Source organism: Marinifilum fragile (assembly GCF_963677365.1).
Lineage (GTDB): Bacteria > Bacteroidota > Bacteroidia > Bacteroidales > Marinifilaceae > Marinifilum > Marinifilum fragile.
In genome coordinates this window covers 2,331,188-2,355,303 of record NZ_OY781962.1, presented here as the reverse complement: position 1 = coordinate 2,355,303, position 24,116 = coordinate 2,331,188, and the positions used below count along the sequence as shown (strand labels likewise).

Genomic DNA, 24,116 nt, shown 5'->3' with positions numbered 1-24,116 from the left:
TAGGGAATGACGGAATCAAAAATACTTTATTTTTTCACTTGGCAAAAATTCCTGCATTCCACACTATAGACACAATCCCTTCAATTTAACCTTGCTATTTTTAGTTAGATAAAATTGCATGAATCGAAAACGATTTAATCTTGATTGTTTGCGATTAGTTTAGACTCAATCTAAATTGTGAGATTTTCAGAGATTTATTAAAAATAGGCTTGCGAGAGTCGACTTTTTACAAAATTAGGTCATTTTTTTCACATTCCTTTAGCAAAAAAAGAGTCTAATTTGATGATTTTATTATTTCATTGGTCATTTTCTATAATTTTGAAATGTTGAGTTTATTTAAATATGTAATGAGAAAAGTATATACCATTGGAGATTGTGTTCTGGATCTGTTTTTTGAAGATGATAAACCTATAGAGGCAAGACCTGGAGGTTCATTTTTAAATTCATCGGTTAGCTTAGGACGATTGGGTATTGATGTATCCTTAATTAGTGAATTGGGAGAGGATCGTGTAGGAATGCAGATTATCAAGTTTCTTAAGCAAAATGACGTTGATACTCAGAAGATATCGCGTTTTAATGATACAAACTCAAATTTGGCCTTGGCTTTTCTAGATGATCAACGAAATGCAGACTATGCTTTTTATAAAACCCGGGCAGGAAAGAAATCCTGTATTGAGTTCCCTGATGACGTAAAAAAGGATGATGTAATACTTTTTGGTTCTTTTTTGGCAATAAAGCAAGAGCTAAGATTTGAGTTGGTAAAGTTTTTAAAATCCTGTAAAGAGAAAGGTGCTATAATTATTTACGATCCTAATTTTAGAGCGCAGCACCTGCCTTTGTTGGAAGACGTGCTTCCATACATTAAGGAAAATATGGAATTAGCCGATATTGTAAAGGCTTCGAACGAAGATTTTGAGTTGATTGGTGGAGTAAAATCGGTAAAGGAGGCAAAGGATTGGCTGAAGAGTTTTTCAACAGCTTTGTTGATTTATACGGCAAATAAAAATGGAGTATTTGTATATACAGACAAATTGCATTCATTTTCGGTACCGCAGATAAAACCCGTAAGTACGGTAGGAGCGGGAGATACCTTTAATGCTTCCATAGCTTACACTATTGTTACTGCCAATATTGGCAAAAAGGATATTGTGTTTCTAGGAAAAGAACAAATACAGGAAATGGTAGAGTTTGCTGTTTGCTGTTCTCAACATGTATGTATGAGCTATGATAATTTTGTTTCGCTTGAGTTTGCTCATAAAATCAAGAAATAAAAACACCCTTCCTGGACTGGGAAGGGTGAATTAACTACATACAATTTACTGAGTGAGAAGAATACTTTTAGCCAATTCATCTCATAACTATATTCTTGAGATAAGTAAAAGGTAACCCTGGGAAATTCGCTTTTCTTGGTTTATTATATCAACGTATAAATAATGGTGACGAAGATTACTTTTTAAGGGGCAAGTCTTCGATGAATCCACGAGTTTTTCTCAATTTTGTATTCAATTCTGTCATTTAATCGATTTTCTCTTCCTTGCCAGAATTCAAATAAATCAGGAACCAATTTGTATCCTCCCCAGAAATCTGGCCTTGCGAAATTTTCTCCATGTTTTTCAATAAATTTCATAACCATCTTATCCAATTCGTCACGGTTAGCAATTACTTTACTTTGTGGAGATATAGCAGCAGCAGTTCTGCTACCCACTGGTCTTTCGTTAAAATAAGTGTCAGATTTTTTAGCGTTTAGCATTTCAATTTTCCCCTCAATTCTAATCTGGCGCTCTAATTCAGGCCAAAAGAAAACCAAGCTTGCAAAAGGGTTGTTCTCAAGTTCTTTGCCTTTTTTGCTATTGTAGTTTGTAAAAAAGCAAAATCCATTTTCATCAAATTCTTTCAATAATAATATTCTTGATGATGGTCTGCCATTACTCGATACTGTGGACAAACACATTGCATTAACATCAGGTAGGTTCTGTTCTACCGCTTCAGAAAACCAAATTTTAAACTGTTCGAATGGATTCGAATTGATATCTGATTCTAGCAATTCTTTTTTTCCATATTCATGCCTAATGCGTTTAAATTCTTCTTTCATTGTCATAATCCCGATCTTAGTTATTGGTTGGGTCAAGCAAGATATTTGGTTCTATTGTCAGTCCTGTGTAATTAATATAATACTGACCATCTTTTTCAGGGAATTGCATTCCTGATTCATCTTTAGCATCAGCATTTGCTACACCAACGTGAGCAAATAGAATCTTAGCTTTGTGTTTATCTGCATGCTTAATAATTTCTTCGGCAGCAACTGAAGTTAAAGATCCAACATCAGGATATGTGCTAGTCTTTACTACAATAAAATGCATTTCATCGTCTTTTCTTGCTAGAATTTGTGGATTCTTGTCAAATTCAATATTTACAGATAGGATTTCAAACTCATTTTTGATGTGCTTGTAAACCCACTTGATTCCCAATTCATGAAGTTCTTCACCTGTCAATCTTCTCTTACTCATATTTCGATTTGTTCTTTACTGCGAATATCCTCTTTAATTAAAACAAATCCAAATAGTTTTCTTAAAGTAAAAAGTTTATAAGACATACTCTAGTCAATATAAATATGATTATTTTGGAGTTATTTATTAAAAGGATCGGTTTTATAATATGTCTGATGTGTATAGAAAATTTTGTTTTACTGTTCTAATTGTTTTCTTGGGTTTTAATTGCGATTTGAAAGCGCAGGTTGAACTCAAATCTAGTTATGAGTTACTTGACGAGAGTCAAGAGAAAGATGCTCTTATTGAATACTGGAAAACTACAATCACTTTTGAAAGGTCTAAAAGTGGGGGGATGCCGGTTGTGAAAGAGACAGATTTGTGTCGTATTGTTCCTTTGCAAAATAACTTGGTAATGAGACACTATTTTGTTAGTTCTCATAAGCAAATTACAGATTACAAATTCTATGCTGGTGGCTCAGGACGAAAAAGCATAAAGCCAGTGATAGGAGATAGTAATACACCAGGGATTTTTCAGAGCGATAGCAAATATTATTACTTCTCAAGAAATATCAAACCAAGTGACCAGTATGGGAAATTTGAAGTGAAAAGTACTACCGACGACTTACGTTTTTATACCAGAGCCTACATGGCAGACATGAAATTGTTCACGGCGAAAAGAGAAGTTGAAGTATTGGTTCCGGCCTGGTTGGATATGAGGGTGGAATTGTATAATTCTGATCATGTAGATCTAACATGTGAAGTAGATTCACTACCTGATGGAGATGTTCTTTATCGTTATACTGGCAGAAATTTAAACGCTCCTTTTCAATCTGATTATTTTCCAGGTTATGCAAATGTGCATCCGCATCTTCTGTTTTTATACAATAGGTATAGAACAGTGGATGGAGAGTGGAAGCCTATTTTGGAAAATGTAGACCAGTTGTATAAATGGTATAAGGAAATGAGAGGGCCAGAGCAATACGATTTGGAAAAGTTTAAAGCGATTAGCTCGGATGTGGTTTCTGGAGCTTCTAATCAACTTGATAGTATCAAAAAGGTTTTTTACTGGGTTCAGGATAAGATAAGATACATTGCTTTTGAACAAGGAATAGATGGTTTTTGTCCGCAAAATGCCTTATCCGTTTATGAGAACAAATATGGCGATTGCAAAGGGATGTCGAATTTGTTGAAAGCCATGCTTACTAGCCTTGGATATGATGCGCGCCTGGCATGGTTAGGCACCCAGGATTTGCCCTATACATATAAAGAGCCTTCCATTGCAGTTGATAACCATATGATTTGTGTGCTTTATCAGGGCAAAAGAAAATATTATCTGGATGCCACTGAAAAGTATTTGAAGTTGGGTGAAACGGCCAGCAGGATTAATGGCAAGGAAATTCTCATAGAAAATGGAAACTCTTTTGTAATTGATACGGTGAGAAGGAGTGCAGAGGATATTTCCAGCGAAACATACCACTATCAACTAAAATTGAAGGGAAATAATTTGAGTGGTAAGCTGAAATTTCAGCTGCAAGGGGAAGCAAAAAGGCATTTCTATATGAGTTTATCACAATTATCAAGATCGGAGCAGGAGAAGAATATTAGTGAACTAATGTGCAAGGAAGATAATTTACTTTTGGATTCCCTTAGTGCATTGCCCGCGACTTTTGACAGAGATTCAAATTTGAGTTTAACAGGAATCATATTAAAAAACAATGCTTTAAGACAAATTGCAGATGAGCGATATATTGGAATTGCCAATTTAATGCCTGAAATCAATTTTGATAAAGATACTTCTAAAAGCAGGCATATAAGGTTTTCTCAAGTCATAAACCAATTGAATGAGACGACCTTGGAAATTCCGGAATCTATGGAGTTGTGCTATTTACCAAAGCCATTAGTTTTTGAATTTGACGATGCTTTTTACAGGATGGAATATTTGTTGGATGGCAATTTGGTAAAATTTAAATCGCATTTGTATATTCCTTATAAAATCTACAAACAGGAACAAATAAAAGACCTTGCAAAATTGTTCGATTACCAGCATAAATCAAGAAAGCAGAAAATTATCTTGAAGGAAAAAAATAGATGAAGCGAACATGATTAAATAATTATAAAACTCATGAGGGAATACTTGTTTATCTATTGTAAATTAGATGTTAATATGGCCTTAGAATAAAAAAATAAATACATAAAATGAAGAATATTATACTATTTGGATTAGCATTTATTTCGATGCTTGGAATGTCATACGGACAAACCGACTCGTTGCGTGCGGAGCAATTAAGAAATCAATTCTGGGAGAACAGATCGGAGCAGTGGACGAAAATCGACATCCCTGAAAAATGGAAGGATGAATCAGCTGTTATTCTGAACAAGGAAACTTACTACTGGGTGAAGAAAATACCTCTTTTATCGTTTTTGGAAGAGCGGTATCATACCCATAAAAGAATAAAAGTAATAGATGATAAGGCCATTAAAAGTTATTCTGAGTTTTCATTTGCTGAAAGTCAAAAATACTACAGCCTCTTCTGGGGATCTTCCAATCTTCATTATTATTATGGTATTAAGGTGATTAAATCTGACGGGAGTGAGCAAATAGTGGGAGAGTCTGATAAGATTCATACAGAGGTAAAGCACCGAAATAGGAAGGTAGGCTATCAAAAAATAGCCATACCTAATCTGGAGAAGGGCGATGTGATTGACTATTATTACTGTATGGAACGAAGGTTTCCAATGGATCAATTCTATATGTTTGATCCGGTACGATATTTTCTAAATGATAATCATCCCATTGTAAGGCAAGAGTTGACTTTGGAAATCGCTCGGAAATGCTACCTGAATTGCAGATCGGTTAATGATGCTCCTTTGATGAAAGAAATAGATACGGATGTATCAAAGGCAGTTAAATATCATTTGATTGATGAAGGGAGAGAGAAGTTTGAGAATGAAATTTTGGCTTTTCCTTATTCTGAGCTTCCATGCATAAAATTTCAAGCTTTTTTCCCTGGTGGGACTTTTGCATACCCAGTGCCATATGCTGAATTTTTAGGGGAGAGATTAAAAATGAAAAATACTGCCTATCCTCAAGGCTTGGCAAAACTGGCAAAATCTGTAAATACAGCTGGAGTGGGTACTTTTTATCCTGTATTGAAGAAATATATTATCTCAAAGTATGGAAAAGAAAGACCTGAGAATGTAGAAAAACTCGTTCATGATATCTATTTCTTTTTGCGTGAATATTGGTGTCAGCAGCAGTTTTTTGTGAAGAATCAGAGAACTAATTATTACAATTGGTTTACCATGTATAGCACAGTTGGTGGTATTAGTAGAATTTTAAAAATGTATGAGATAAAACACGACTTGCTGTACATTATGCCCAAGTATATTGGAGAATTGGATGATTTACTTTTTCTGGATGAGTTGAATTTAGGTTTACATGTGAAGGGAGAGGAGCACCCTATCCTAATTACAAAGATAAATCCGTACAGACTGCCATCAGAAATACCTGACTTGCTAAGTGAGATAAAAGCATATGCAGTGCCATCCATAGGGGAAAATCCAGTTGTGTCAATATATACTTTTCCAGAATTAAAGATTGAGAATGAAGAAAATATTGTATCTAAACTAAAATTCGATCCGGAAAATGAAACTTTAAGAATTGAGTCGGAATTTACAATTACTGGTTCTTCGAAATTAGAATGGGATACACTGGTGATGACCAATAAGGTATTTTTCGATGAGTTTAAAACTGATCAGTATGGTAAATTTATTAACGATAGGGATAAGAGAAGAAAACCAGAACAATTAAGGGCTTTTAATGAAAAGCTGGGAGTAAGGTTTGCTGATGAACAGAAGAAGAGAACAGAAAGTCTTGAAAAATATTTACAAGAGTTTTATGGAATTCAAAACTGTAATGTGGTTGATTTCAAGTTGATTTCATCGGGGCGCTGGACTGACTCTTCATCGCTTATCTTTAAGGTTATCTGGGAGAGCTCTTCCTATGTTTCGAAGTTTGGAGAAAGAAGTTTGCTGAGTGTAGGCAGATTCATGAAAAAACCATTGGGGGAAGAATTTTTACAAAAGGATCGCATGCTCGATATCCATTTCCAAAATAAGGAGGAGATGTCGTATGAGCTGGAACTAGAGTTACCCGAAGGTTTTGATGCGAAAGGAATCAAGGAACTGCAAGACAATTGGGAGGATGATTATTTTTATATCAGGTCAAATAGTGAGAAACAGGCCAATAAGGTGATTATACAATTTGAAGTAGGTATCAAAAATAGTCATTTGCCTGTGGAAGAATGGGATAAAGTCCGCAACTTTTTTGCAAAGATCTCAAATCTGTGCGAAAAGCAAATCGTCATTCAACATAGGCAGGATAATATAGTTACCCAAGAATAAGAAAACAGAGCCAACAATTGCGTTGGCTCTGTTAGTTTTAGTCTATTTTGTAATTACAGGACAATATTAGATATTTTTTTAAGGATATAAATAAGCATGACATTCAGTGCAATTGTAATCCTTCCAGTCAGTTCCAATATCAACCGGATGTTTAAATTCCAAACTTTTTCCAGAAATAGCAAACTGTAATGAATCTACTTTTCCTTGTGAAGTTATGGTATGACAGAGATTACAATCTTTTGAAATGATACGTCCTTCTTCTGTTGCATGCATGTTATCGTGACAACGAAAGCATCCTTGCGATTCCATGTGGCTTTTATGATCGGGGTAAACATCCCAGCGCACTTTCATGGCAGGAAAATTATTCTTGTGATAAGCCATTTTAATTCCCTCAATAGCTTGACTAATATCTTCTTTAAAAGTGGAAGAAAGTTTAGGGTATTTTTCCTTATAGAAATCTAATACTGTCTGTTCTATAATCAGATTGGCACTATCTTTCGTACTGTAAGGTGATTTTAAAGCTTCCATTGCAGCCATTTTTATGAAAGGAATTTTATTATTAATACTGCTATCAGCTAAAGCTATATCGATGAAATCAGGAGGAGATAGATATACGTGTGAAGGGCGGTTGTGGCAATCCATGCAATCCATGGTATGAAGTTTTGCATCGGCATAAAATGCAGAGTCTGGTTCCATCATTTGGTCTTTGTAGATGTGCTCTTCTCCTGTTTTTAAGTTGGTATACTTCACCCATTGTATGAACTCATTTTTCTCATCAGTTGTCATGAATTCTATTTTGATATTAGGGTTGATATGCCAGTGAATTCCTTCAGAAAGTTGTTGAGTATGGTGATCAGGACCTGTTTTCATTAGAAGCTGAATGTTCCATTCAGTATTCAGACTGTCAGCAAGGAAATTTCGTTGTTTTTTAAAGCGTTTAGGGTAGAATTTTTCCGGCCAGTGACAGTGTTCACAGGTTTCCTGGGCAGGTCGTAAGTTGGCAATTGGTGTGGGAACGGGACGTGGAAAATTGTCAGAGATAACGGCATAAACCTGATACAATCCACTTAGTTTTGAACGAACAAACCAATCAGCTCCTTCTCCTACATGGCATTCAACACAGGCAACTCTGGCATGTGCAGACTGCTGGTAAGTTACATATTCCGGTTCCATAACTTCGTGACAAAGCGTGCCGCAAAATGCTACAGATTCGCTGTAAACAAAGGCTTCGTAGCTACCAATGGATGAAAGAAAAAGAAAAATAAAGCTGATGATGACAAAAAGCGAAAATGCATTTCGATGTTTCTGATCGTTTAAATCAACTCTGGGCCATCTTTGTGTTCCTGTAATAAATTCTAGCTTGCTGCGTTTGCGAATTTGCATTATCATACCGATTGGAATCAATATCATTCCAATAACCATGATAACTGGAAGCACTATATAAATGATTAACCCCATATAGGAACTTCCCTGATCGAAGATTACAGAGATTACAAAAAAGAATACGATAAGAAAAAAGGCAATTGTCGCAATACTTGCTCCCAGAACCGAGGTCCAATTGTAAAAAGATTTAGGTAGTTTCATTTTGAAGAGATTAGTTTACTGTAATTTATTTAAATCCGTGAGATTATGCAATTTATAGGGCTAGTTTAAATTTAATATTGGTAAAAATAAGCCGCTAAAAGGAAGATGAACTCCATGGTACTTAAATTCATTTAAGATGCTTTGTTTCCATCTTTTGGACTGTTTTCGGAACTGTCTTTGTGTTTTTTGATTCTCTTGGTATAGTACAGTGAAACTCCTAAAGAAATACTTGCCAAGAAGAAAAAGGCGATTACCCGATACCCCAGCTCCAAATGCGCCAGATCAACGAATAAAAGATATACAACGGTTATAAATAGAGTGCAGATTGCCAACCATCGGTATTTGAAGTTTTTAAGTAATATGCTTGTCAAAAAGAACAATCCTGCAGTAGCTGTCCAGGAAAGAGTAATGTATTCTTGGGGGATAGTATGGTATAGGCCATAAAGCATCATCATTAAGAGTGCTCCCAGGTACATGTTACGCATAAGATCTGTTTGTAAGCTTAAACGTTCCTTCTTCCAGTTGAGGATGCGAGCGGAACCAAATGAAACCAGTGCAAAGGTAAAACAGATCATTCCAGTAGGTTTATTATAAGCTAAATAACTTATTAGAATCCCCAGGAATAATATTGTATTGACAATGGTAATTAATCTGGATTTAAACCAAAGTGCCATCGAAACCACCAGCAAACTTTGCAAGGCAAGCCATAAAAAAGTGTTGGGGAGTTGAGAATAACCATAAACGGAGACACTTAATGCCATGAAACCAAAACAAGCATAGAAGGACATTTCAAATTGACTACTCTCCATGGATTTCAGGATAACAGAAAAGATTAGAGATAGGAGTGCGAGTATTCCAAAAATTCCAATATAATTATCCTGATAAAAGAAGATTACATTCATCACCAGCATAACAGTGAAGCATATTCCATTCCAGATCAGAAGAAGAATAAAAAGATTGTCTGAGATGGATAGTTTTCTTCTTAGTGGAGCAATTAATGAATAGACTCCAAAATAGCACAATAAATAAAGGAGATTAAACCCATGACTGCTTATCTGTCTTATAGAATGTTCCATTATTGGATTCCCCAACAAAAAAGACAAATGGAAAAAATAAACCAGGAATAGAAAGAGTAAAAAAATGTGCCACCAGGAATATCGAAGCAGAAAAAATAATGTGATACACGAAGTGAAAAGCAGTAAAGAGAACTGTAGCTGCAATGACTCAGAGAAGACTGCAGTTAAAAGACATAGAAGTATGCCCATACCACCGTAAAGTTTTGACTGTTTTTTTACGGCAAGGTAAATCTGAATTCCTGATATAATCAGAAGTAGTGAGATAACAATCCAAGACTGTGAGATAACTGGTTTGGGAGTAAAAAAATGCAATAATAAACTTACATAGTACAGAAGCAGGTGTGCACTAAGCTGAAGCATGAAAGACAAATGAGAGAAGTTCTTTCTGAGCACATGAGATAAGGCGAACACACACAGAACAGAAAAATATCCAATTAGGCTTGAAACAATAGGATGACCTATGTCTTTTGAATAGTTCATTAAAAAGATAATCCCTATTAAAAGAACAATACTTCCCAACCAGGCCAAGCCAAATTCCCCAACCTTGAATTCAATACCATTCTCAGTTTGTTCAATTCCTGAGGGAGATGCTTTTTTCTCGGGAAAATCAGGTGAAGAAGATAATACTCCTTTCCTAAACTGTAAGTTTCCCAGGTATTCTTCAATTCTTGAAATCCGTTGTTCTAACAATTGTATTCTCTTTAGCAATGAATCATTGTCAGAACGATTAGTTTGATTCGATTGAGTCATAATTCGATCCCTCCAAGCTTGAATGTAATTCTATGTTATCTGCTTTGGCAAAGTAGGATGATAAGTTGATGTGTTACGCCTGATATCTGCTATATCATTGCATTAGGAATGAAGAAAAAGTTCCTCATTCCTTTTTTAATGTTCGCATATAATTGACCAATTGCCAACGATCCTCCTCCTTTGGGATTTTTTTCTCAAAATTGGGCATTTCATCTCTTCCTATGAAAGATTTAAAATAAAGTTCCCCGTCCTTTTGCTTCTGAAAATCCTGAAGAGAAAAATTAGGTACGGCAGACTTAAGTCGTTTAGCTTTAACTCCGTCACCCAGACCTTGTTTGCCGTGACATGAACTGCAGTGGACTTTGTATAATGTTTTTCCTACAAATTTCGCGTCTGTTTTATTGACATAAGGATTCTTGAGATTTACATACTTGTCTGGCACCTTCCACGGTTTAGCCTGATATTCAATCCACGCAAGTGACAATGCTGAAAGCAGAAGAATTAATAATACATTGATTGGATTTTTCATGATGTTGATTCTTTTAAATTGTGAAAAATTTTAGCTTCGAATTTATTTGTTGTCGGAACTTTTATCATGCCCGACTTTTTTAACAGAGGCAGATTCCTCTTTGTAAATCATATATAGTTGAAAGAGAATGTAACCAATTATTCCCCATACAACCAATAGAATAGAGTTTACCAGCAAGATAAGGCTCATTGGCGCATTTGCCCTTGCAGCCCACAAGCTTCTTTTATTTTGCTGTTCATCAATTACCAGGGGTATTCCCCATGAGATGGTTTCTTGTATTGTGGTATCCCGGTAGGGTGGAGTATCTTCAATTTTTACCAATAGTATGACATTTCCCTTAGTGTCGCCAGGAAGATCTGAGGGGAATTCAATTTCCACTTTCCCCGATTCATCCGTTGTGTTGAACACACTTCCAATAGGTAGAAGACTAAAGCTTCTTTGTACGTAAAAGTATAGATCGATTCCTGCTACAGGAGCGCCCATACCCTGAGAGTGTTGTTCCCGTACTATTGCAGTAATTAGCTTCACTGAATCCGTATCGGAGAAGTGAAGCTCAATTTTAGTTCCTCTTTCCTGTGCGAATACTTCAGTAACGAAACCCAAAAAGAAAATTACAATAACAAGTCTTTTGGTTTGATACAGTACACCTTTAATAGGAAAGAGATTATTTTTTTGATGTATCATTGTCTGCAATTTTGGATGATCGATTATTTATGGATTCTGTAATAGGTATGACAGGAAAAATTTTCATCATCAAACTTACCATAAGTATTACTCCAGCAAATGTGGCAAAAGTGATCGCCCATTCTTCCCATGTGGGATAATAATGGAGGTAGGATTCGTCCACATCCTGAATTGGTAAGTAGGGGTGTTGTAAAGATGGAATTACAATTAAGAATCTCTTAAGCCATGCACCCAAGATTACAAGGAAAGAAACCAGTAACATGATAAGTGGTCTTCTTCCTCGTCGGAAAAGTAGGATGATGATGGGTAGAATTAGACCTATAATCTGAACAAACCAGTACATGGCAGAATATTTCCCTGAGAAAAGTTCAGTAATATGCTCTCCTTCGACCCCTACCATTTTAAAAGCGGGTCCCAGATATTCATTAATGTTAAAGTACAAATAGACAAGAGATAACAATACAAGGATTTTTCCCATTTTGTCAAAATGTTCGTGTGTTAGATAGTTCTGAAGGTTGAAATTCCTTCGAACAAAGTACATTGCAATAACAATAACTGCCGCTCCAAGCATAAAAGCCCCGGAAACAAAATAGGGCCCCAGATTGGTGCTGTCCCAACCAGGGCGCCATGTAGTAGCAAATAACCATGACGTTATAGTGTGTATGGCAAAAGCTACTGGAATGACCATTATTTCCAGAATAGAGGAGGCCCGGTTTAACCTTTTTTGTTGAATAGGACTGCCTTTCCAATTCAATGAAATAACCTTATAAAGTCTTTTTTTCCATTGAGGGATTCCATTTAGCTGATCCCTGCAAATGGCCAAATCGGGAAGAAGAGGCAGTAACAATAAAAGCATACTAATTACTAGATAGGTAATGATGACAATAACATCCCAGATGATGGGGGATTGAATGCGGCCATTTGTAATAACATGAAAAAAACGATCGGGGCGTCCCATGTCCACAATAATTATAATACTAGCACAAATAATAGAGGCTACTGCCACCATTTCAGCAATCCGTGTTAAAGGGTACGACCATTTTGCATTGGCAAGCTTGAGAATGGAACTGATTAAAGAGCCAACCAAACTTACAGCTACAAAAAATACAAAGTTGGATATGTATATTCCCCAAGAAGTATAATCACGCATTGCAGTAACAATTAAGCCATGTTTAAGTTGTTTGTAGTATGCGAAAATTCCTAACGCAATAACTATCGATAATACCAGCATAAGAAATTTGAAATTTCGTCCTGACTTGAGAACAGGAGTTGTCAAATCATTCAAAATTTGTTGGTTTTCTTTGGTTTTAAGAATTGATTCCATGTTGTTTGGGAGAATTTTTGATCTACAATTTGTTATTATTCTTTAAATGGGAAAAGTCGATCAACCGGAGGGAGATAGTAAACATTTGGCTCAGTACCGAGCTCTTCCAGATATCGGTAACCTGCTTTGTCTTTTAAGAGTTTACTCAAACGAACTGTATCAACACCATTGGTAACAGCATCTTCATTGGCATCTCCAAAGTATAAAACCCCGTTCGGACATGCTGTAATACATGGTGGAAGTTTCCCTTCCCGCAGATGATCTGGGCAGAAATCACATTTTTCAACTGTTCCGACCTGGCTTGGTGTACTTGTTTCGGGAGAATAATGGGCATGCTTACTATTGCCAATAGGCTTTGGTTTTCCCCAATTAAAAACCCTGGCAGAGTAAGGACAGGCTGCCATGCAGAATCGGCAACCAATACACAGCTGATTATCGATAAGAACAATACCATCAGATCGTTTGAAAGTAGCACCAACCGGACAAACCTTAACACAGGGAGGGTTGTCACATTGAAAACATTTCTTTGGCATCCAGTAGGGAGATGAATGTGGATTATCTTGTATTTTTAGTACTTTGATAAATGGGCGATCAGGTGGCAAATTATGATGTGCTTCACAGGCTTTTACACATTCTCTTGCGTTTTTACATTTTGCCAGATCAACTACCATAACAAATTTTTTTCCAGGAATTCCCTTACGCGATTCTTTGTTTGAAACAGGTTTGTGGTGGTGAATTTCTTGCAGTTGATCGGCTTCAACTTCCATAAGCTTTCCTTCAGGAGTGAGTACTTTAATGGTTTGAGATGATTCCTTTTTTTTTGAGCAGGAGGAAAGAGGGAATGCTTGTACTCCAAGAAGTGTACTTACTCCAATTATTCCACTTGACTGTAAGAATTTTCGACGGCTTTTGTTCCTTTTGTTTTGCATTTTCATATGTAAATGATTCAAAGTGTAGGAAAAAAAAGATTGTATTGGGTTGGATATCTTTAATATAAGAAAATTAGTCTTTGAGGAAAAATTTTTTTTGATCTTCATATGAAGATCAAAAAGGTGATTGGGATTTATGGTGACTTCTGAATTTTGTTAAAAAATATCTGTTTCTTGAATTTTAGGTGCGGAAATGCTATTTTAATAGTTGTTTTTAGGAAAGTTCATTAATTCAAATGCTTACCAATATGATAAATATTGCTTTATTCGGTCCTCCTGGTGCAGGAAAAGGGACACAGTCTGAATTCTTGATTAAGAAATACAATCTGTTTTACATTTCTACGGGAGATCTTTTGAGAAAAGAAATAAAGGAAAGGAGTAAATTAGGATTGGAAGCCCAAAGTATAATTGCGTCTGGAGGCTTAGTTTCCGATGAGATTATTGTACAGATTATTGAAAAAACCATTACCGAGAATCCGGATGCAAATGGATTTTTGTTTGATGGATTTCCCAGAACTTATATTCAGACCTATATTCTGGAAGGTTTGATGATAAAACTAAATACTTCCTTAAATTGCTTGATAAGTTTGGAAGTAGAAGAAGAAATATCGGTTTCAAGATTATTGAACAGAGGTAAAACTTCAGGAAGATCAGATGACAATGAAGCTGTTGTAAGAAACAGGTTGAGAGAGTATAGGGATAAGACATTACCAGTTCTTCAATTTTACAAAGACAAAGGAATTTATTATGGGATTAATGGAAATCAATCCATTGATAAGGTAAATCTGGAAATCCAGAAAGTAATTAATGAAGAACTTGCCAAGAGCTTGTACAATGTTGTATTGTTTGGATATCCAGGATCAGGAAGAGGATCGCAAGGGATAGCCTTGGCCAAAGAGTTTGGTTTGGAATATGTTGCTACGGGACAAATGTTGGATCATGAAATTAAAAGTGGTTCTGAAATAGGTAAACATATTATTAAATTGTATGAGAATGGAGAGTTGGTGCCAGACGAGATTGTTGTTCAGTTGATTGAAAAGAAGATAGAAAGCTCCAATGGTGTGAAAGGATTTATTTTCAAAGGCTTTCCAAGAACTCTGGTGCAATCCTATATTTTGGATGGTTTATTAAAAAAACACAATTCGTCGATTAGTAAGATTATAGAAATTGAGGTGCCTACGCTTGAATTAATTAACAGGTTAGATGCTAGAAGTAAAACTAATAGATGTATGCCTTACGATACCGAAACTTCAAAAATTGTGAAGCGATTGCAGGAGCATGAGCACAAAACGGTTCCTGTGATTGAAAAATACAATCAACTTCATGGGGTAATGAAGGTTGATGGAGTAGGAGAGTTTGATGAGGTTTTTGATCGGATTGCAAATGAAATTAAGGATGATATTCAATAACTCTAATAATCCTGAATGATGAGTGATAAAAAATGCGATTGCGAAAAAAAGAGTCCAAAAGTTGTATTTGCCTGTTCTGGAGCTGCAGACGTTGGTGAATTAACCGATTTGGTTGCCAGGAAGATGAACAAGAACAAACTTGCACAAATGAAATGTTTGGCTTTTGTTGGTGCAGGAATCCCTCAAATGATTGATTCGGTTAAGAATTCAGACTGTTTGGTAATTGATGGTTGTAATTTGGATTGTGGTAAATTAACAATGGAGCGCAATAATTTGGAAAACTTTACGCATTTGCGCTTGAGTGATTTAGGTTATGTGAAGGGAAGTTCACCTGCCGAAGAACACCGAATTAATGCCATTTATAAAGTTGCCAGTGATCTGTTATAAGATAAAAACTCCCGAAAAAATAAGATCCTCGGGAGTTTTTATTTTGAAGTAACTATTCGTATCGTAATGCCTCTACAGGATCTTTCCTTGTAGCCAACCATGCCTGCCAACTGATGGTTGCCATTGCTAGTATCATGGCAGTTGTACCGGAAATAATAAAAATATACCATTCTATTGTTGTGCGATATGCAAAGGCTTCTAGCCAGTTGTGCATGATATACCATGCAATTGGACTGGCAATAACAATGGCAAATAGCATCCATTTTAAAATGTCCTTGTTTAGCATGTGTAGAATGCTAAAATCGCTTGCGCCCAAAACTTTTCTTATGCCAATCTCTTTGGTTCTCTGCTCAGTTGTAAATGAGCTCAATCCCAATAAGCCCAAACATGTAATCAGAATGGATAGAATGGAAAATATGGAGAAAAGCTGCATGGTATTGTTCTCGTTTTTATGGAGACTGGCAAATTGATCTCCCATAAAAAAGTAATCTAAAGGAGATACTGATGCCTGTTGGCTCCAGTTGTATTTTAACAGGTTAAGCACCTCTTTCTTCTGACCTTTTCGGTATTTAATTGCAAGATATGATTGCGGTAATCCTTCGGGATGTAAAAATACCAAGGGCCCAATTTTCATGTGCAGAGATACATAATGGAAGTCCTTTACCACACCAATAATGGTTTTGTTTCCCATATGTGTTTTAACAACTGTTCCAACAGGATTGCTTAAGTTCATATCTTTCACCAGGGCTTCATTTACCACCAAACCATCTTTGTCAGAAGAATGATCTTTAGAGAAATATCTCCCAACGGTCATCTTCATGCCCATTGTTTTTGCAAAATCAAAATCTGCTGTCGTATATCTGGTTGAATATGGATTTTGATCATCACCAGTTGTTTTCCACATGGAGAAACCATCGTAAAAACCTCCCGGAATATTGTTGGTTAAAGAGGCATCAACCACATTGCTGTTTTTAAGAAATGCTTCTTTGAAGGCTTCCTTTGCACTCAGGCTTTGTACATTTCTAACGATTAAAAGATCTTCTTTATCGAATCCCAAATCCTTTTGTTTGATGAAGTCCATTTGTTGGTAGGCAATTAAGGTACTAACAAATAGAAATATGGTGATACAGAACTGGAAACTTACGAGGCTTTGACGAAGAGGTGATTTACCCTTACCCGATTTCAATTCCCCTTTTAATACTTTGGCAGGATCGAATTTTGATAGGTAAAAAGCAGAATAACTACCTGCAAATAATCCTGTAAACATTGCAATCCCAAGGAAAAGTAGAATCAGTTCAGGAGTTGAGTAATAGAGTTTTCCTAACTGTTTGTCAAGTAGTGAGTTTATCACTGGAATCATTAGTTCCACCAGTAAAAGTGCAACCAGTAAGGCTACAAAGCTTAAAAGTATCGATTCAGACAAGAATTGCAGGATCAATCTTTTTCTGGTTGATCCTAAACTTTTTCGAACGCCAATTTCCTTTGCTCTTTGTGCTGATTTTGCCGTACTCAGGTTGGTGAAATTGATGCAGGCAATCAATAATATCAGAATTGAACTGAACAGAAATATGTACACATTATTGACATCTCCATTTTTTTCCAATTCATATATGGAAGTGGAGTGCAGATGGATATCAGCTAAAGGCATGGCAAACATTCGGTAATAATCGCCATTGGATTCCAACTCTTTTAGACTCATGTTTCTGATACTCTTTAATGCCGGTTCAATATACTTTTTTACCAAGCCCGGTACTTTTTTCATAAATGCTTCTCCGTTTGCCTTTTTATCTAAAAGAACATAGGTGTAGGCTCCATCGTTATAATGACTGGTTACTTCGTTTTTAAAACTGGTTTTGAAAGAGGTTAAAAAATGGAAATGAAAGTGTGAATTGTAAGGCAAATCTTTTGCTACAGCCGATATTGTGTAAGCCTGATCTTTACCGAAATCTTCCATTTTAACCTGTTTGCCAATTACATCAATTGTCCCAAAATATTTTAAAGCGGTCTTTTCAGAAATGATTGCCTGATAAGGATTTGCAAGTGTTTGTTCTCCATTTCCTTTCAGGATTTGGAGGTCAAAAATTTTGATGATGGAAGGATCGGTCCAATAAAAATTCTTCTCCGTAAAACCTTTCTCTTCTGATTTAATGACAGTTGGTTCAAAGAGCTCAACAATTCTACAAGCATCAATTACTTCCGGAAAATCCTCTATTAAGGTTGCAGCCAAAACCGGTGATGAAGTTGGATGAGTCAATTCGAATTCATTCATTTTAATTGAGGTGTTCATCCTGTAAATTCGACTGTGATTTTTGTTGTGCTTGTCGTAACTGTATTCGTCTATAACATATAAGGATAGTACAATGCAACCAGCTAAACCAATGGCCAGTCCAAAAAGATTTATAAAGGAGTATATTTTATTTCGCCAAAGATTTCTAAAGGCAATTTTAAGATTATTCCAAATCATATTTATAGTTGTCAGAGGTTAGTAATTAGTTTGATTTTGCAAATCAATGTTTATTCGTAGCGTAATGATTCAACAGGATTTTGATTCGCAGCTTTCCAGGTTTGTCTTCCTACGGTTAGCAAGGCAAAAAGACCTGTTACAAAACCGGCAATTACAAAAGGAAGAATTCCGATATCTATACGATATGCAAACTGTTCCAGCCAATTTTTCATTATAAAATATGATATTGGAACTGCAATCAGGAATGCAATGCCTAACCATCTTGAGAAAATAGAAAATAACATAGAGGTGATTTGCCATTCGGTAGCACCATTAACTTTTCGGATTCCAATCTCTTTGGTGCGTTTTTGTACCATGAAAAGGGATAGAGCGTAAAGTCCAAGCAATGCCAATACCAATGATATGATGGATGAATAACTCATAAACGTCATTGACCTTTCTTCAGCACCATATTTATCTCGGTTATATTTCTCAATGATTGTGTAATCCAATACATATCCCGGATCGAATTTGCGAATTATATTGGTCACCTCTTCCAATACTTGTTGAAGGTCATCTCCTTGGTAACGAATCAAAATGTCACTAATCATGTTAAAGCTATTGTGTGTAAACATCAATGGTTTTACTTGAGTACGTAGCGATTGAAAATGGAAATCTTTTACTACACCTATGATTTCCTGGACCTGTCCTTTGTATTCAACGTTTAAACCTATTACATCATCTTGATTCAATAATTTTGCTCCTGTTTCATTAATAATGATGCCTTTTTCATGCATTTTACCTGTCTCCTTAAAGGCACGTCCCTGGCTAAGTTCAATTCCTGTAGTCTTGAAATAATCTGGTTGTATTCTGTATGAATTGAAAGATTTTTGTTTGTTTTCTTCTTCTCCCATAACAGTAAATCCTTGTCCACTGGTTCCACCTCCTGGAATATGATCTGAAGCTGATACAAACCTGATTAAAGGTAGTTTAAGTAACTCTTCCTTTATAGAGAAATATGACTGGTTAATTTTTGCATTCATGTTCTCAATGGCCAGTACTTTTTCAGGTTTGAAACCTAAATCTGCATTTTTCAAATAGTTTATCTGTTTGTTCAGAACAAATAGAGATGCAATTAAAGTAATTGAAACCGTGAACTGAAAGATGACCAATACTTTGGTGAGTATGTTTTTCCCATTCATCTTTAAACCACCACCTTGCAATGCTACAGAAGGAGAAGGGCGTGAGATAAATATTGCTGGGTAAACACCTGATAAAACACCAACTGCCAATGCCAATGCCGGTAAGCCAATGCTTAAAAGTAAGTTCGACGAGTAGGCAAGTGTAAGATCCCTGTACACCAATTGATTAAAATGTGGAAGGAATATTTCTGCTAAAATTATTCCCAAAACCAAAGCAATAAAGGTGAGAAGTATGGATTTACCCACAAATAACTTGATTAACTGCCATCGGGTTGCACCTATGGTTTTTCTCATGCCAATTTCCTTGATTTTGCCTTCATACTGTACAGTCATGATGTTGATGAAGTTTATGATGGCAATGGAAAGAATTAAATTGGCCAGAAAAATGTAGGTCAATACTATATTGATATCTCCTTTTGGTCCAATACTATGCAAGTGTGCAGAATGCAGGTGGACGTCACTTAGTTTTTGAAAATAGGCTCCTGTTTTGTATCCATATTGTTGAAATCCATCAATACTTTTACGGTATTCCTTTAATACGCTATTTAAACAAGCTTCCTGATCTGCACCTTCTTTTACCAATGCATAGGTGAAAAATTCTAGGCCCGATTTTGAATTGATAGGATAGATGTATTCCAAAGGAGCCAGTACTTCAAAATTGTAGTGTGAGTTTTTAGGTAGGTTTTTGGTAACTCCGGAAACGGTACAGTCAACTCCGTTAAGGTTTATTAAGGAGCCAAGCACATCAGTCCTGCCAAAAATAGTTTTAGCTGCTTTTTCAGACAGAACAACACTTTTAGTGTCTTCCAATGCCGTCTCGGGATTGCCATGAAGGAAATCGATATCAAAAACCTTAGTGAAATTGTCATCTACAAAATGAAATTTGAAGCCAAAGAACCTTTTATCTTCATGGTGAATTTCACATTCCCATCCTCTGTACAATTGGGTTATTTCTTCTAGTCCTGGGATATTTCCCTTGTATTCCTCGTGGTTTATTCTTCGACAAATGGCATGGTCATTTGCTGTTTCTTTCCCCAATTGAGAAATCAAACGGTAAATTCTGTCATATTTGGAGTTGAATTTATCGTAGCTCAACTCGTATTGAATGAATATGGAAATTAGTATGACTGCAGCCATACCAACTGCAAGACCAAAAATATTGATAAAAGAGTTAAGCTTGCCTTTGGCAAGACTTCTTATGGCAAGTTTAAGCTTGTAGAAAAACATATTGTAAAGTTTGTTTGGATTAAAAGTAAGAATTATAATTCTTCTTTGATAAGTTCTTTCGTATTCTGCTTTTGTTTGTTTTCTGACACCACTTTTCCATCAAACAAATGAATTACCCTATCAGCATATTCCGAATCTCTTACCGAGTGAGTTACCATAACAATAGTAGTTCCTGATTGATTTAGTTCCCTTAGCAATTCCATTACTTCAGTACCATTGCTCGAATCAAGGTTACCAGTAGGCTCATCGGCCAATATTAGTTTGGGATTAGTCACTACAGCCCTTGCGATGGCAACACGTTGTTGCTGTCCGCCCGATAATTGCTGAGGGTAGTGTTTTGCTCTATGTGAAATATTCATTCTCTCAAGAACTTCGTTTACTTTGGCTTTTCTTTTTGATGTAGCCAATCCCATATAGATTAAAGGAAGCTCAACATTTTCAAAAACTGTCAATTCATCAATTAGGTTGAAACTCTGAAAAATAAAACCAATATTTCCTTTTCTAAAATGAGTTCTTTGCTTCTCCGATTTTTCAGTTACATCAGTGTTGTTAAAAATGTAGTTTCCATTGCTGGGATTATCTAATAATCCGATAATATTTAAAAGGGTTGATTTGCCACATCCTGATGGTCCCATAATAGCTGCAAATTCTCCTCTTTGAATATGAAGATTAACATCACGTAACGCTGATGTTTCTACTTCTTCCGTTCTAAAAACTTTGCAAAGGTCTTTTGTAATTATCATTATTTTCAATTTATAGGTTCGCTTTTCTAATGCCAATTGGCGTGCCAAATAAAATAATACCAGAAAATCAAAAAGTTAGAGTTTTGTTGAAATGTTTTGTGTTGGAATTTCCAACACCTCATGTTGTGAATTACAACAATCTGTTAACTTTGAAAATGAAACTAATCGATACATCTTTTTATGTCACAAAAAGGAAGACTTCTAATCGTAGATGATAATGAAGAATTGTTATTTGCTTTTCAATTATTTTTAAAATCACACTTTGAATTGATTGATACCATTAAGAATCCTAATGTTCTTGCATCAAAACTAAGAGAGAAGGAATATGATGTTATCCTGCTGGATATGAATTTTAAAGCAGGTATTAATTCCGGAAATGAAGGACTTTATTGGTTAAAGCAAATACTGGATTTCGATAAAAATGCTTGTGTAGTATTTATTACTGCATACGGTGATATCGAGTTGGCAGTGAGAGCTATGAAGGAGGGAGCTGTTGATTTTGTGCAAAAATCCTGGGATGAAAAGCATATTCTATCAACTCTATTGGCGGCTTATCAACTTCGTTGTTCTAAAATGGAGATAAAGAGTTTGAAGTCGAAGCAGAAGAGATTAAATCAGGAAATCAATAAAAACAAAAGCTTTGTAATCGGAAGATCTGCTAAAATGCAAGAGGTTTTTCATACGGTGGATAAAGTTGCCGCCACCGATGCCAATATTCTAATTACAGGAGAGAATGGAACAGGGAAAGAGGTGATTGCACGAGAAGTGCATTTGCGTTCTACGAGAAATGATCAGGTGTTTGTTCATGTTGATTTGGGTGCAATTTCAGAATCTTTGTTCGAGAGTGAATTGTTTGGACACAGGCAAGGGGCTTTTACGGATGCTAAAGAAGACCGGATGGGTAGATTTGAGTTGGCATCGGGAGGAACTTTGTTTTTAGATGAAATTGGAAATGTTCCCTTGCATTTACAAACAAAGTTGTTGACTGTGATTCAACGAAAGGAAGTAATTCCTGTAGGCGGTAGTACTCCTATACAGATTGATGTTAGAATTATTGCAGCAACAAATTGCAATTTGCATAAAATGGTTGCTGATGGATTGTTTCGAGAGGATTTGTTGTATCGTATTAATACCATATCACTAGAATTGCCATCCTTAAAAGAGCGATCAGAAGATATTGCAGAGATATCGCAATTTTATCTGGAAAAATTTACAAAGCAATATGCTAAGGAAAGCATGCAGATGAATAAATCTGCCATAGTGAAGCTGGAGAAGCATGTGTGGCCAGGAAATATCAGAGAATTGCAACATATCATCGAGAAGACGGTAATCTTAAATGATTCGACTAAACTGAATGCTGAGGATATTATCATTGGGGAATCACTAAAAAAAGCTGAAGTAATGCCTGATAGTTTTAATTTAATAGAAAATGAACGGGTATTGATTAAAAAAGCCATTCAGTTTACGGGAGGAAATATGAGCATGGCAGCAAAAGAGTTAGGAATTAATCGTTCAACCTTGTACGATAAAATCAAAAAGTATGATTTATAGACGATTCTATATTGGAATAATAATACAGGTGATTTTCATATCGCTTACCCCTGTATTGTTTCTATATGTTCAATCGAGAGAATATATGGTGGTTACAACCTATAGCTTGGCTGTGTTCTGGGTGTTGCAAATTGTTTATTTATTGCACTATGTGAATAAAACCAATAGAGATTTGTCTCGTTTTTTTGATGCTTTTCAATATCAGGATTCAACTTTGGTGTTTAATGAGCAAAAAAAAGACAAAGCTTTTAAGAATTTGCATCAAAGTTTTAACCACATCATTAATGCTTTTGGCAAAGTTAAAATAGAGAAGGAAAAGGATTTTATATTTTTTCAACATACTCTTGAATTGGTGGGGATTGGACTTCTGGCTTTTGATAAAAAGGGGAATGTAAAATTGTGTAATTCTGCTTTTAAGGATTTGTTTTTGGTGGAGGATTTTTTGAACGTGTCCGAATTGGAATGTATCGATAAGGAGTTTCCTGATTTTTTGAAAAGAACAAAATCGGGTAAGCAAGAGTTGAGAAACTATCTGGTTAAAAACAGGATTTTAAAATTAGCGGTTAAAGCTACGAGTTTTAGATTAGAGGATGAGCAATTGAAAGTGGTTGCTTTCCAGGATATCAAGAATGCAGTTGACGAAGGAGAAATGGATGCCATGCACAAGTTGATTCGCGTTTTTGCACATGAAATTACCAATTCGGTAAGTCCAATTTCTATGTTATCAGGTAGTTTGATTGAGTTGTATCAGAACAACGAGGGAAAATCAAAAGAAGGTTGGAATGAGGAAGAAACGGCTTCCAATACCTTAATGGGTTTGACAACCATACGTAAACGAAGTAAAGGACTTTTGGCTTTTGTTGATGAATATAAAAACCTAACTCATTTGCCTAAACCACACTTCGAATTGATTCCGATACAGAAACTTTTCATGCAAATTGAAACGCTTTTTAAAGAGGAATTTAAAGCGGAGCAAATAGAATTTAAATATCATTTCCAAGATAAGGATCAGGAATTGATTGCCGATGAAAAATTGATTACGCAAGTATTAATAAATTTGGTCAGAAACTCAATTGATGCATTGAAAGAAACGGAAAATAAAACTTTGTCCATTTCCACAGGAGAAGTGAATCCAGTTAATTTTATCATTATTCGAGATAACGGAGTCGGTATTTCAGAAGATGTAATTGACAATGTTTTCACACCTTTTTTTACCACAAAAGAAAAAGGTTCTGGTATTGGATTAAACTTATCGAGACAAATTATGAGACTGCACAGTGGAACCATTGCTGTGCGTTCCAAGCCCAGTTGTCTTACTGAATTTACCCTACAGTTTTGATCGAACTTGCTTAATGAGAACAGTGGAAGAATAGACTCTACATCCT

At 35.7% G+C, this 24,116-nt stretch carries 18 protein-coding genes; 7 read left to right on the top strand and 11 right to left on the bottom strand.

The window, feature by feature from the left end; genetic code table 11:
• The first annotated feature begins 347 nt into the window (after positions 1-347).
• Positions 348-1,271, top strand: a complete 924-nt coding sequence (locus ACKPCA_RS09315; protein ID WP_321282571.1) for a PfkB family carbohydrate kinase — start codon at positions 348-350, stop codon at positions 1,269-1,271.
• Positions 1,272-1,453: 182 nt separating this feature from the next.
• Here the strand turns inward: ACKPCA_RS09315 and pdxH are convergent, their stop codons facing one another.
• Positions 1,454-2,098: a pyridoxamine 5'-phosphate oxidase gene (gene pdxH, locus ACKPCA_RS09310; protein WP_321282570.1), complete on the bottom strand. Its 645-nt coding sequence runs from the start codon at positions 2,096-2,098 to the stop codon at positions 1,454-1,456.
• Between the two features lie 10 nt (positions 2,099-2,108).
• Positions 2,109-2,507 carry a hypothetical protein gene (locus ACKPCA_RS09305; protein WP_054717180.1) on the bottom strand — a complete coding sequence of 133 codons (399 nt, stop codon included), beginning with the start codon at positions 2,505-2,507 and terminating at the stop codon, positions 2,109-2,111.
• Positions 2,508-2,664: 157 nt separating this feature from the next.
• On the opposite strand from ACKPCA_RS09305, the gene ACKPCA_RS09300 reads away from it, so the two are divergent.
• Both ACKPCA_RS09300 and ACKPCA_RS09295 read left to right on the top strand, forming a co-directional pair.
• Entirely contained in the window at positions 2,665-4,581 is a 1,917-nt protein-coding gene (locus ACKPCA_RS09300; protein WP_321282569.1) for a transglutaminase-like domain-containing protein, read from the top strand.
• 104 nt (positions 4,582-4,685) lie between these two features.
• A complete protein-coding gene (locus tag ACKPCA_RS09295) occupies positions 4,686-6,893 on the top strand; it encodes a hypothetical protein (RefSeq protein WP_321282568.1) in 2,208 nt (735 codons plus the stop codon).
• 78 nt (positions 6,894-6,971) lie between these two features.
• On the opposite strand, the gene ACKPCA_RS09290 is transcribed toward ACKPCA_RS09295, so the two are convergent.
• The 6 genes from ACKPCA_RS09290 to ACKPCA_RS09265 all read right to left on the bottom strand — a co-directional run bounded on the left by ACKPCA_RS09290 (position 6,972) and on the right by ACKPCA_RS09265 (position 13,775).
• Positions 6,972-8,477, bottom strand: coding sequence for a cytochrome c3 family protein (locus ACKPCA_RS09290; RefSeq protein WP_321282567.1), 1,506 nt, complete (start codon positions 8,475-8,477; stop codon positions 6,972-6,974).
• Positions 8,478-8,608: 131 nt separating this feature from the next.
• Positions 8,609-10,303, bottom strand: coding sequence for a hypothetical protein (locus ACKPCA_RS09285; protein WP_321282566.1), 1,695 nt, complete (start codon positions 10,301-10,303; stop codon positions 8,609-8,611).
• A 124-nt stretch (positions 10,304-10,427) separates the two neighbouring features.
• A complete protein-coding gene (locus ACKPCA_RS09280) occupies positions 10,428-10,832 on the bottom strand; it encodes a c-type cytochrome (RefSeq protein WP_083464560.1) in 405 nt (134 codons plus the stop codon).
• Between the two features lie 42 nt (positions 10,833-10,874).
• Entirely contained in the window at positions 10,875-11,516 is a 642-nt protein-coding gene (locus tag ACKPCA_RS09275) for a hypothetical protein (protein WP_321282565.1), read from the bottom strand.
• On the bottom strand, positions 11,497-12,840 hold the full coding sequence (gene nrfD, locus ACKPCA_RS09270) for an NrfD/PsrC family molybdoenzyme membrane anchor subunit (RefSeq protein WP_321282564.1): 1,344 nt from the start codon (positions 12,838-12,840) through the stop codon (positions 11,497-11,499). Before nrfD ends, ACKPCA_RS09275 begins: the two co-directional genes overlap by 20 nt.
• Before the next feature lie 35 nt (positions 12,841-12,875).
• Entirely contained in the window at positions 12,876-13,775 is a 900-nt protein-coding gene (locus ACKPCA_RS09265; RefSeq protein ID WP_321282563.1) for a 4Fe-4S dicluster domain-containing protein, read from the bottom strand.
• A 242-nt stretch (positions 13,776-14,017) separates the two neighbouring features.
• Between ACKPCA_RS09265 and ACKPCA_RS09260 the strand changes: the two genes are divergently transcribed.
• The gene (locus tag ACKPCA_RS09260; protein ID WP_321282562.1) at positions 14,018-15,178 is read left to right on the top strand and encodes an adenylate kinase; all 1,161 of its coding nucleotides are present in this window, start codon (positions 14,018-14,020) and stop codon (positions 15,176-15,178) included.
• An 18-nt stretch (positions 15,179-15,196) separates the two neighbouring features.
• A complete protein-coding gene (locus ACKPCA_RS09255; RefSeq protein WP_054717218.1) occupies positions 15,197-15,565 on the top strand; it encodes a putative zinc-binding protein in 369 nt (122 codons plus the stop codon).
• A gap of 52 nt (positions 15,566-15,617) precedes the next feature.
• Here ACKPCA_RS09255 and ACKPCA_RS09250 read toward each other — a convergent pair whose 3' ends face one another.
• From ACKPCA_RS09250 to ACKPCA_RS09240, 3 genes are read right to left on the bottom strand one after another with little or no spacing between them, the layout of a single operon-like run.
• On the bottom strand, positions 15,618-18,029 hold the full coding sequence (locus ACKPCA_RS09250; RefSeq protein ID WP_321282561.1) for an ABC transporter permease: 2,412 nt from the start codon (positions 18,027-18,029) through the stop codon (positions 15,618-15,620).
• Between the two features lie 50 nt (positions 18,030-18,079).
• Positions 18,080-20,437 carry an ABC transporter permease gene (locus ACKPCA_RS09245; RefSeq protein WP_321282560.1) on the bottom strand — a complete coding sequence of 786 codons (2,358 nt, stop codon included), beginning with the start codon at positions 20,435-20,437 and terminating at the stop codon, positions 18,080-18,082.
• A 32-nt stretch (positions 20,438-20,469) separates the two neighbouring features.
• Positions 20,470-21,180, bottom strand: a complete 711-nt coding sequence (locus tag ACKPCA_RS09240) for an ABC transporter ATP-binding protein (protein WP_321282559.1) — start codon at positions 21,178-21,180, stop codon at positions 20,470-20,472.
• Between the two features lie 180 nt (positions 21,181-21,360).
• On the opposite strand from ACKPCA_RS09240, the gene ACKPCA_RS09235 reads away from it, so the two are divergent.
• Positions 21,361-22,731 carry a sigma-54-dependent transcriptional regulator gene (locus tag ACKPCA_RS09235; protein ID WP_321282558.1) on the top strand — a complete coding sequence of 457 codons (1,371 nt, stop codon included), beginning with the start codon at positions 21,361-21,363 and terminating at the stop codon, positions 22,729-22,731.
• Entirely contained in the window at positions 22,721-24,070 is a 1,350-nt protein-coding gene (locus ACKPCA_RS09230; protein ID WP_321282557.1) for a sensor histidine kinase, read from the top strand. The genes ACKPCA_RS09235 and ACKPCA_RS09230 overlap by 11 nt, the downstream gene beginning before the upstream one ends.
• Positions 24,071-24,116: the final 46 nt, after the last annotated feature.

Bases quoted from the DNA above. Each gene is read 5' to 3' on its own strand.
- ACKPCA_RS09305 (WP_054717180.1), bottom strand. From the start codon at position 2,507: ATGAGTAAGAGAAGATTGACAGGTGAAGAACTTCATGAATTGGGAATC.
- nrfD (WP_321282564.1), bottom strand. From the start codon at position 12,840: ATGGAATCAATTCTTAAAACCAAAGAAAACCAACAAATTTTGAATGAT.
- ACKPCA_RS09255 (WP_054717218.1), top strand. From the start codon at position 15,197: ATGAGTGATAAAAAATGCGATTGCGAAAAAAAGAGTCCAAAAGTTGTA.
- ACKPCA_RS09250 (WP_321282561.1), bottom strand. From the start codon at position 18,029: ATGATTTGGAATAATCTTAAAATTGCCTTTAGAAATCTTTGGCGAAAT.
- pdxH (WP_321282570.1), bottom strand. From the start codon at position 2,098: ATGACAATGAAAGAAGAATTTAAACGCATTAGGCATGAATATGGAAAA.
- ACKPCA_RS09265 (WP_321282563.1), bottom strand. From the start codon at position 13,775: ATGAAAATGCAAAACAAAAGGAACAAAAGCCGTCGAAAATTCTTACAG.
- ACKPCA_RS09235 (WP_321282558.1), top strand. From the start codon at position 21,361: ATGTCACAAAAAGGAAGACTTCTAATCGTAGATGATAATGAAGAATTG.
- ACKPCA_RS09315 (WP_321282571.1), top strand. From the start codon at position 348: ATGAGAAAAGTATATACCATTGGAGATTGTGTTCTGGATCTGTTTTTT.
- ACKPCA_RS09290 (WP_321282567.1), bottom strand. From the start codon at position 8,477: ATGAAACTACCTAAATCTTTTTACAATTGGACCTCGGTTCTGGGAGCA.
- ACKPCA_RS09245 (WP_321282560.1), bottom strand. From the start codon at position 20,437: ATGTTTTTCTACAAGCTTAAACTTGCCATAAGAAGTCTTGCCAAAGGC.
- ACKPCA_RS09275 (WP_321282565.1), bottom strand. From the start codon at position 11,516: ATGATACATCAAAAAAATAATCTCTTTCCTATTAAAGGTGTACTGTAT.
- ACKPCA_RS09240 (WP_321282559.1), bottom strand. From the start codon at position 21,180: ATGATAATTACAAAAGACCTTTGCAAAGTTTTTAGAACGGAAGAAGTA.
- ACKPCA_RS09230 (WP_321282557.1), top strand. From the start codon at position 22,721: ATGATTTATAGACGATTCTATATTGGAATAATAATACAGGTGATTTTC.
- ACKPCA_RS09285 (WP_321282566.1), bottom strand. From the start codon at position 10,303: ATGACTCAATCGAATCAAACTAATCGTTCTGACAATGATTCATTGCTA.
- ACKPCA_RS09280 (WP_083464560.1), bottom strand. From the start codon at position 10,832: ATGAAAAATCCAATCAATGTATTATTAATTCTTCTGCTTTCAGCATTG.
- ACKPCA_RS09260 (WP_321282562.1), top strand. From the start codon at position 14,018: ATGATAAATATTGCTTTATTCGGTCCTCCTGGTGCAGGAAAAGGGACA.
- ACKPCA_RS09295 (WP_321282568.1), top strand. From the start codon at position 4,686: ATGAAGAATATTATACTATTTGGATTAGCATTTATTTCGATGCTTGGA.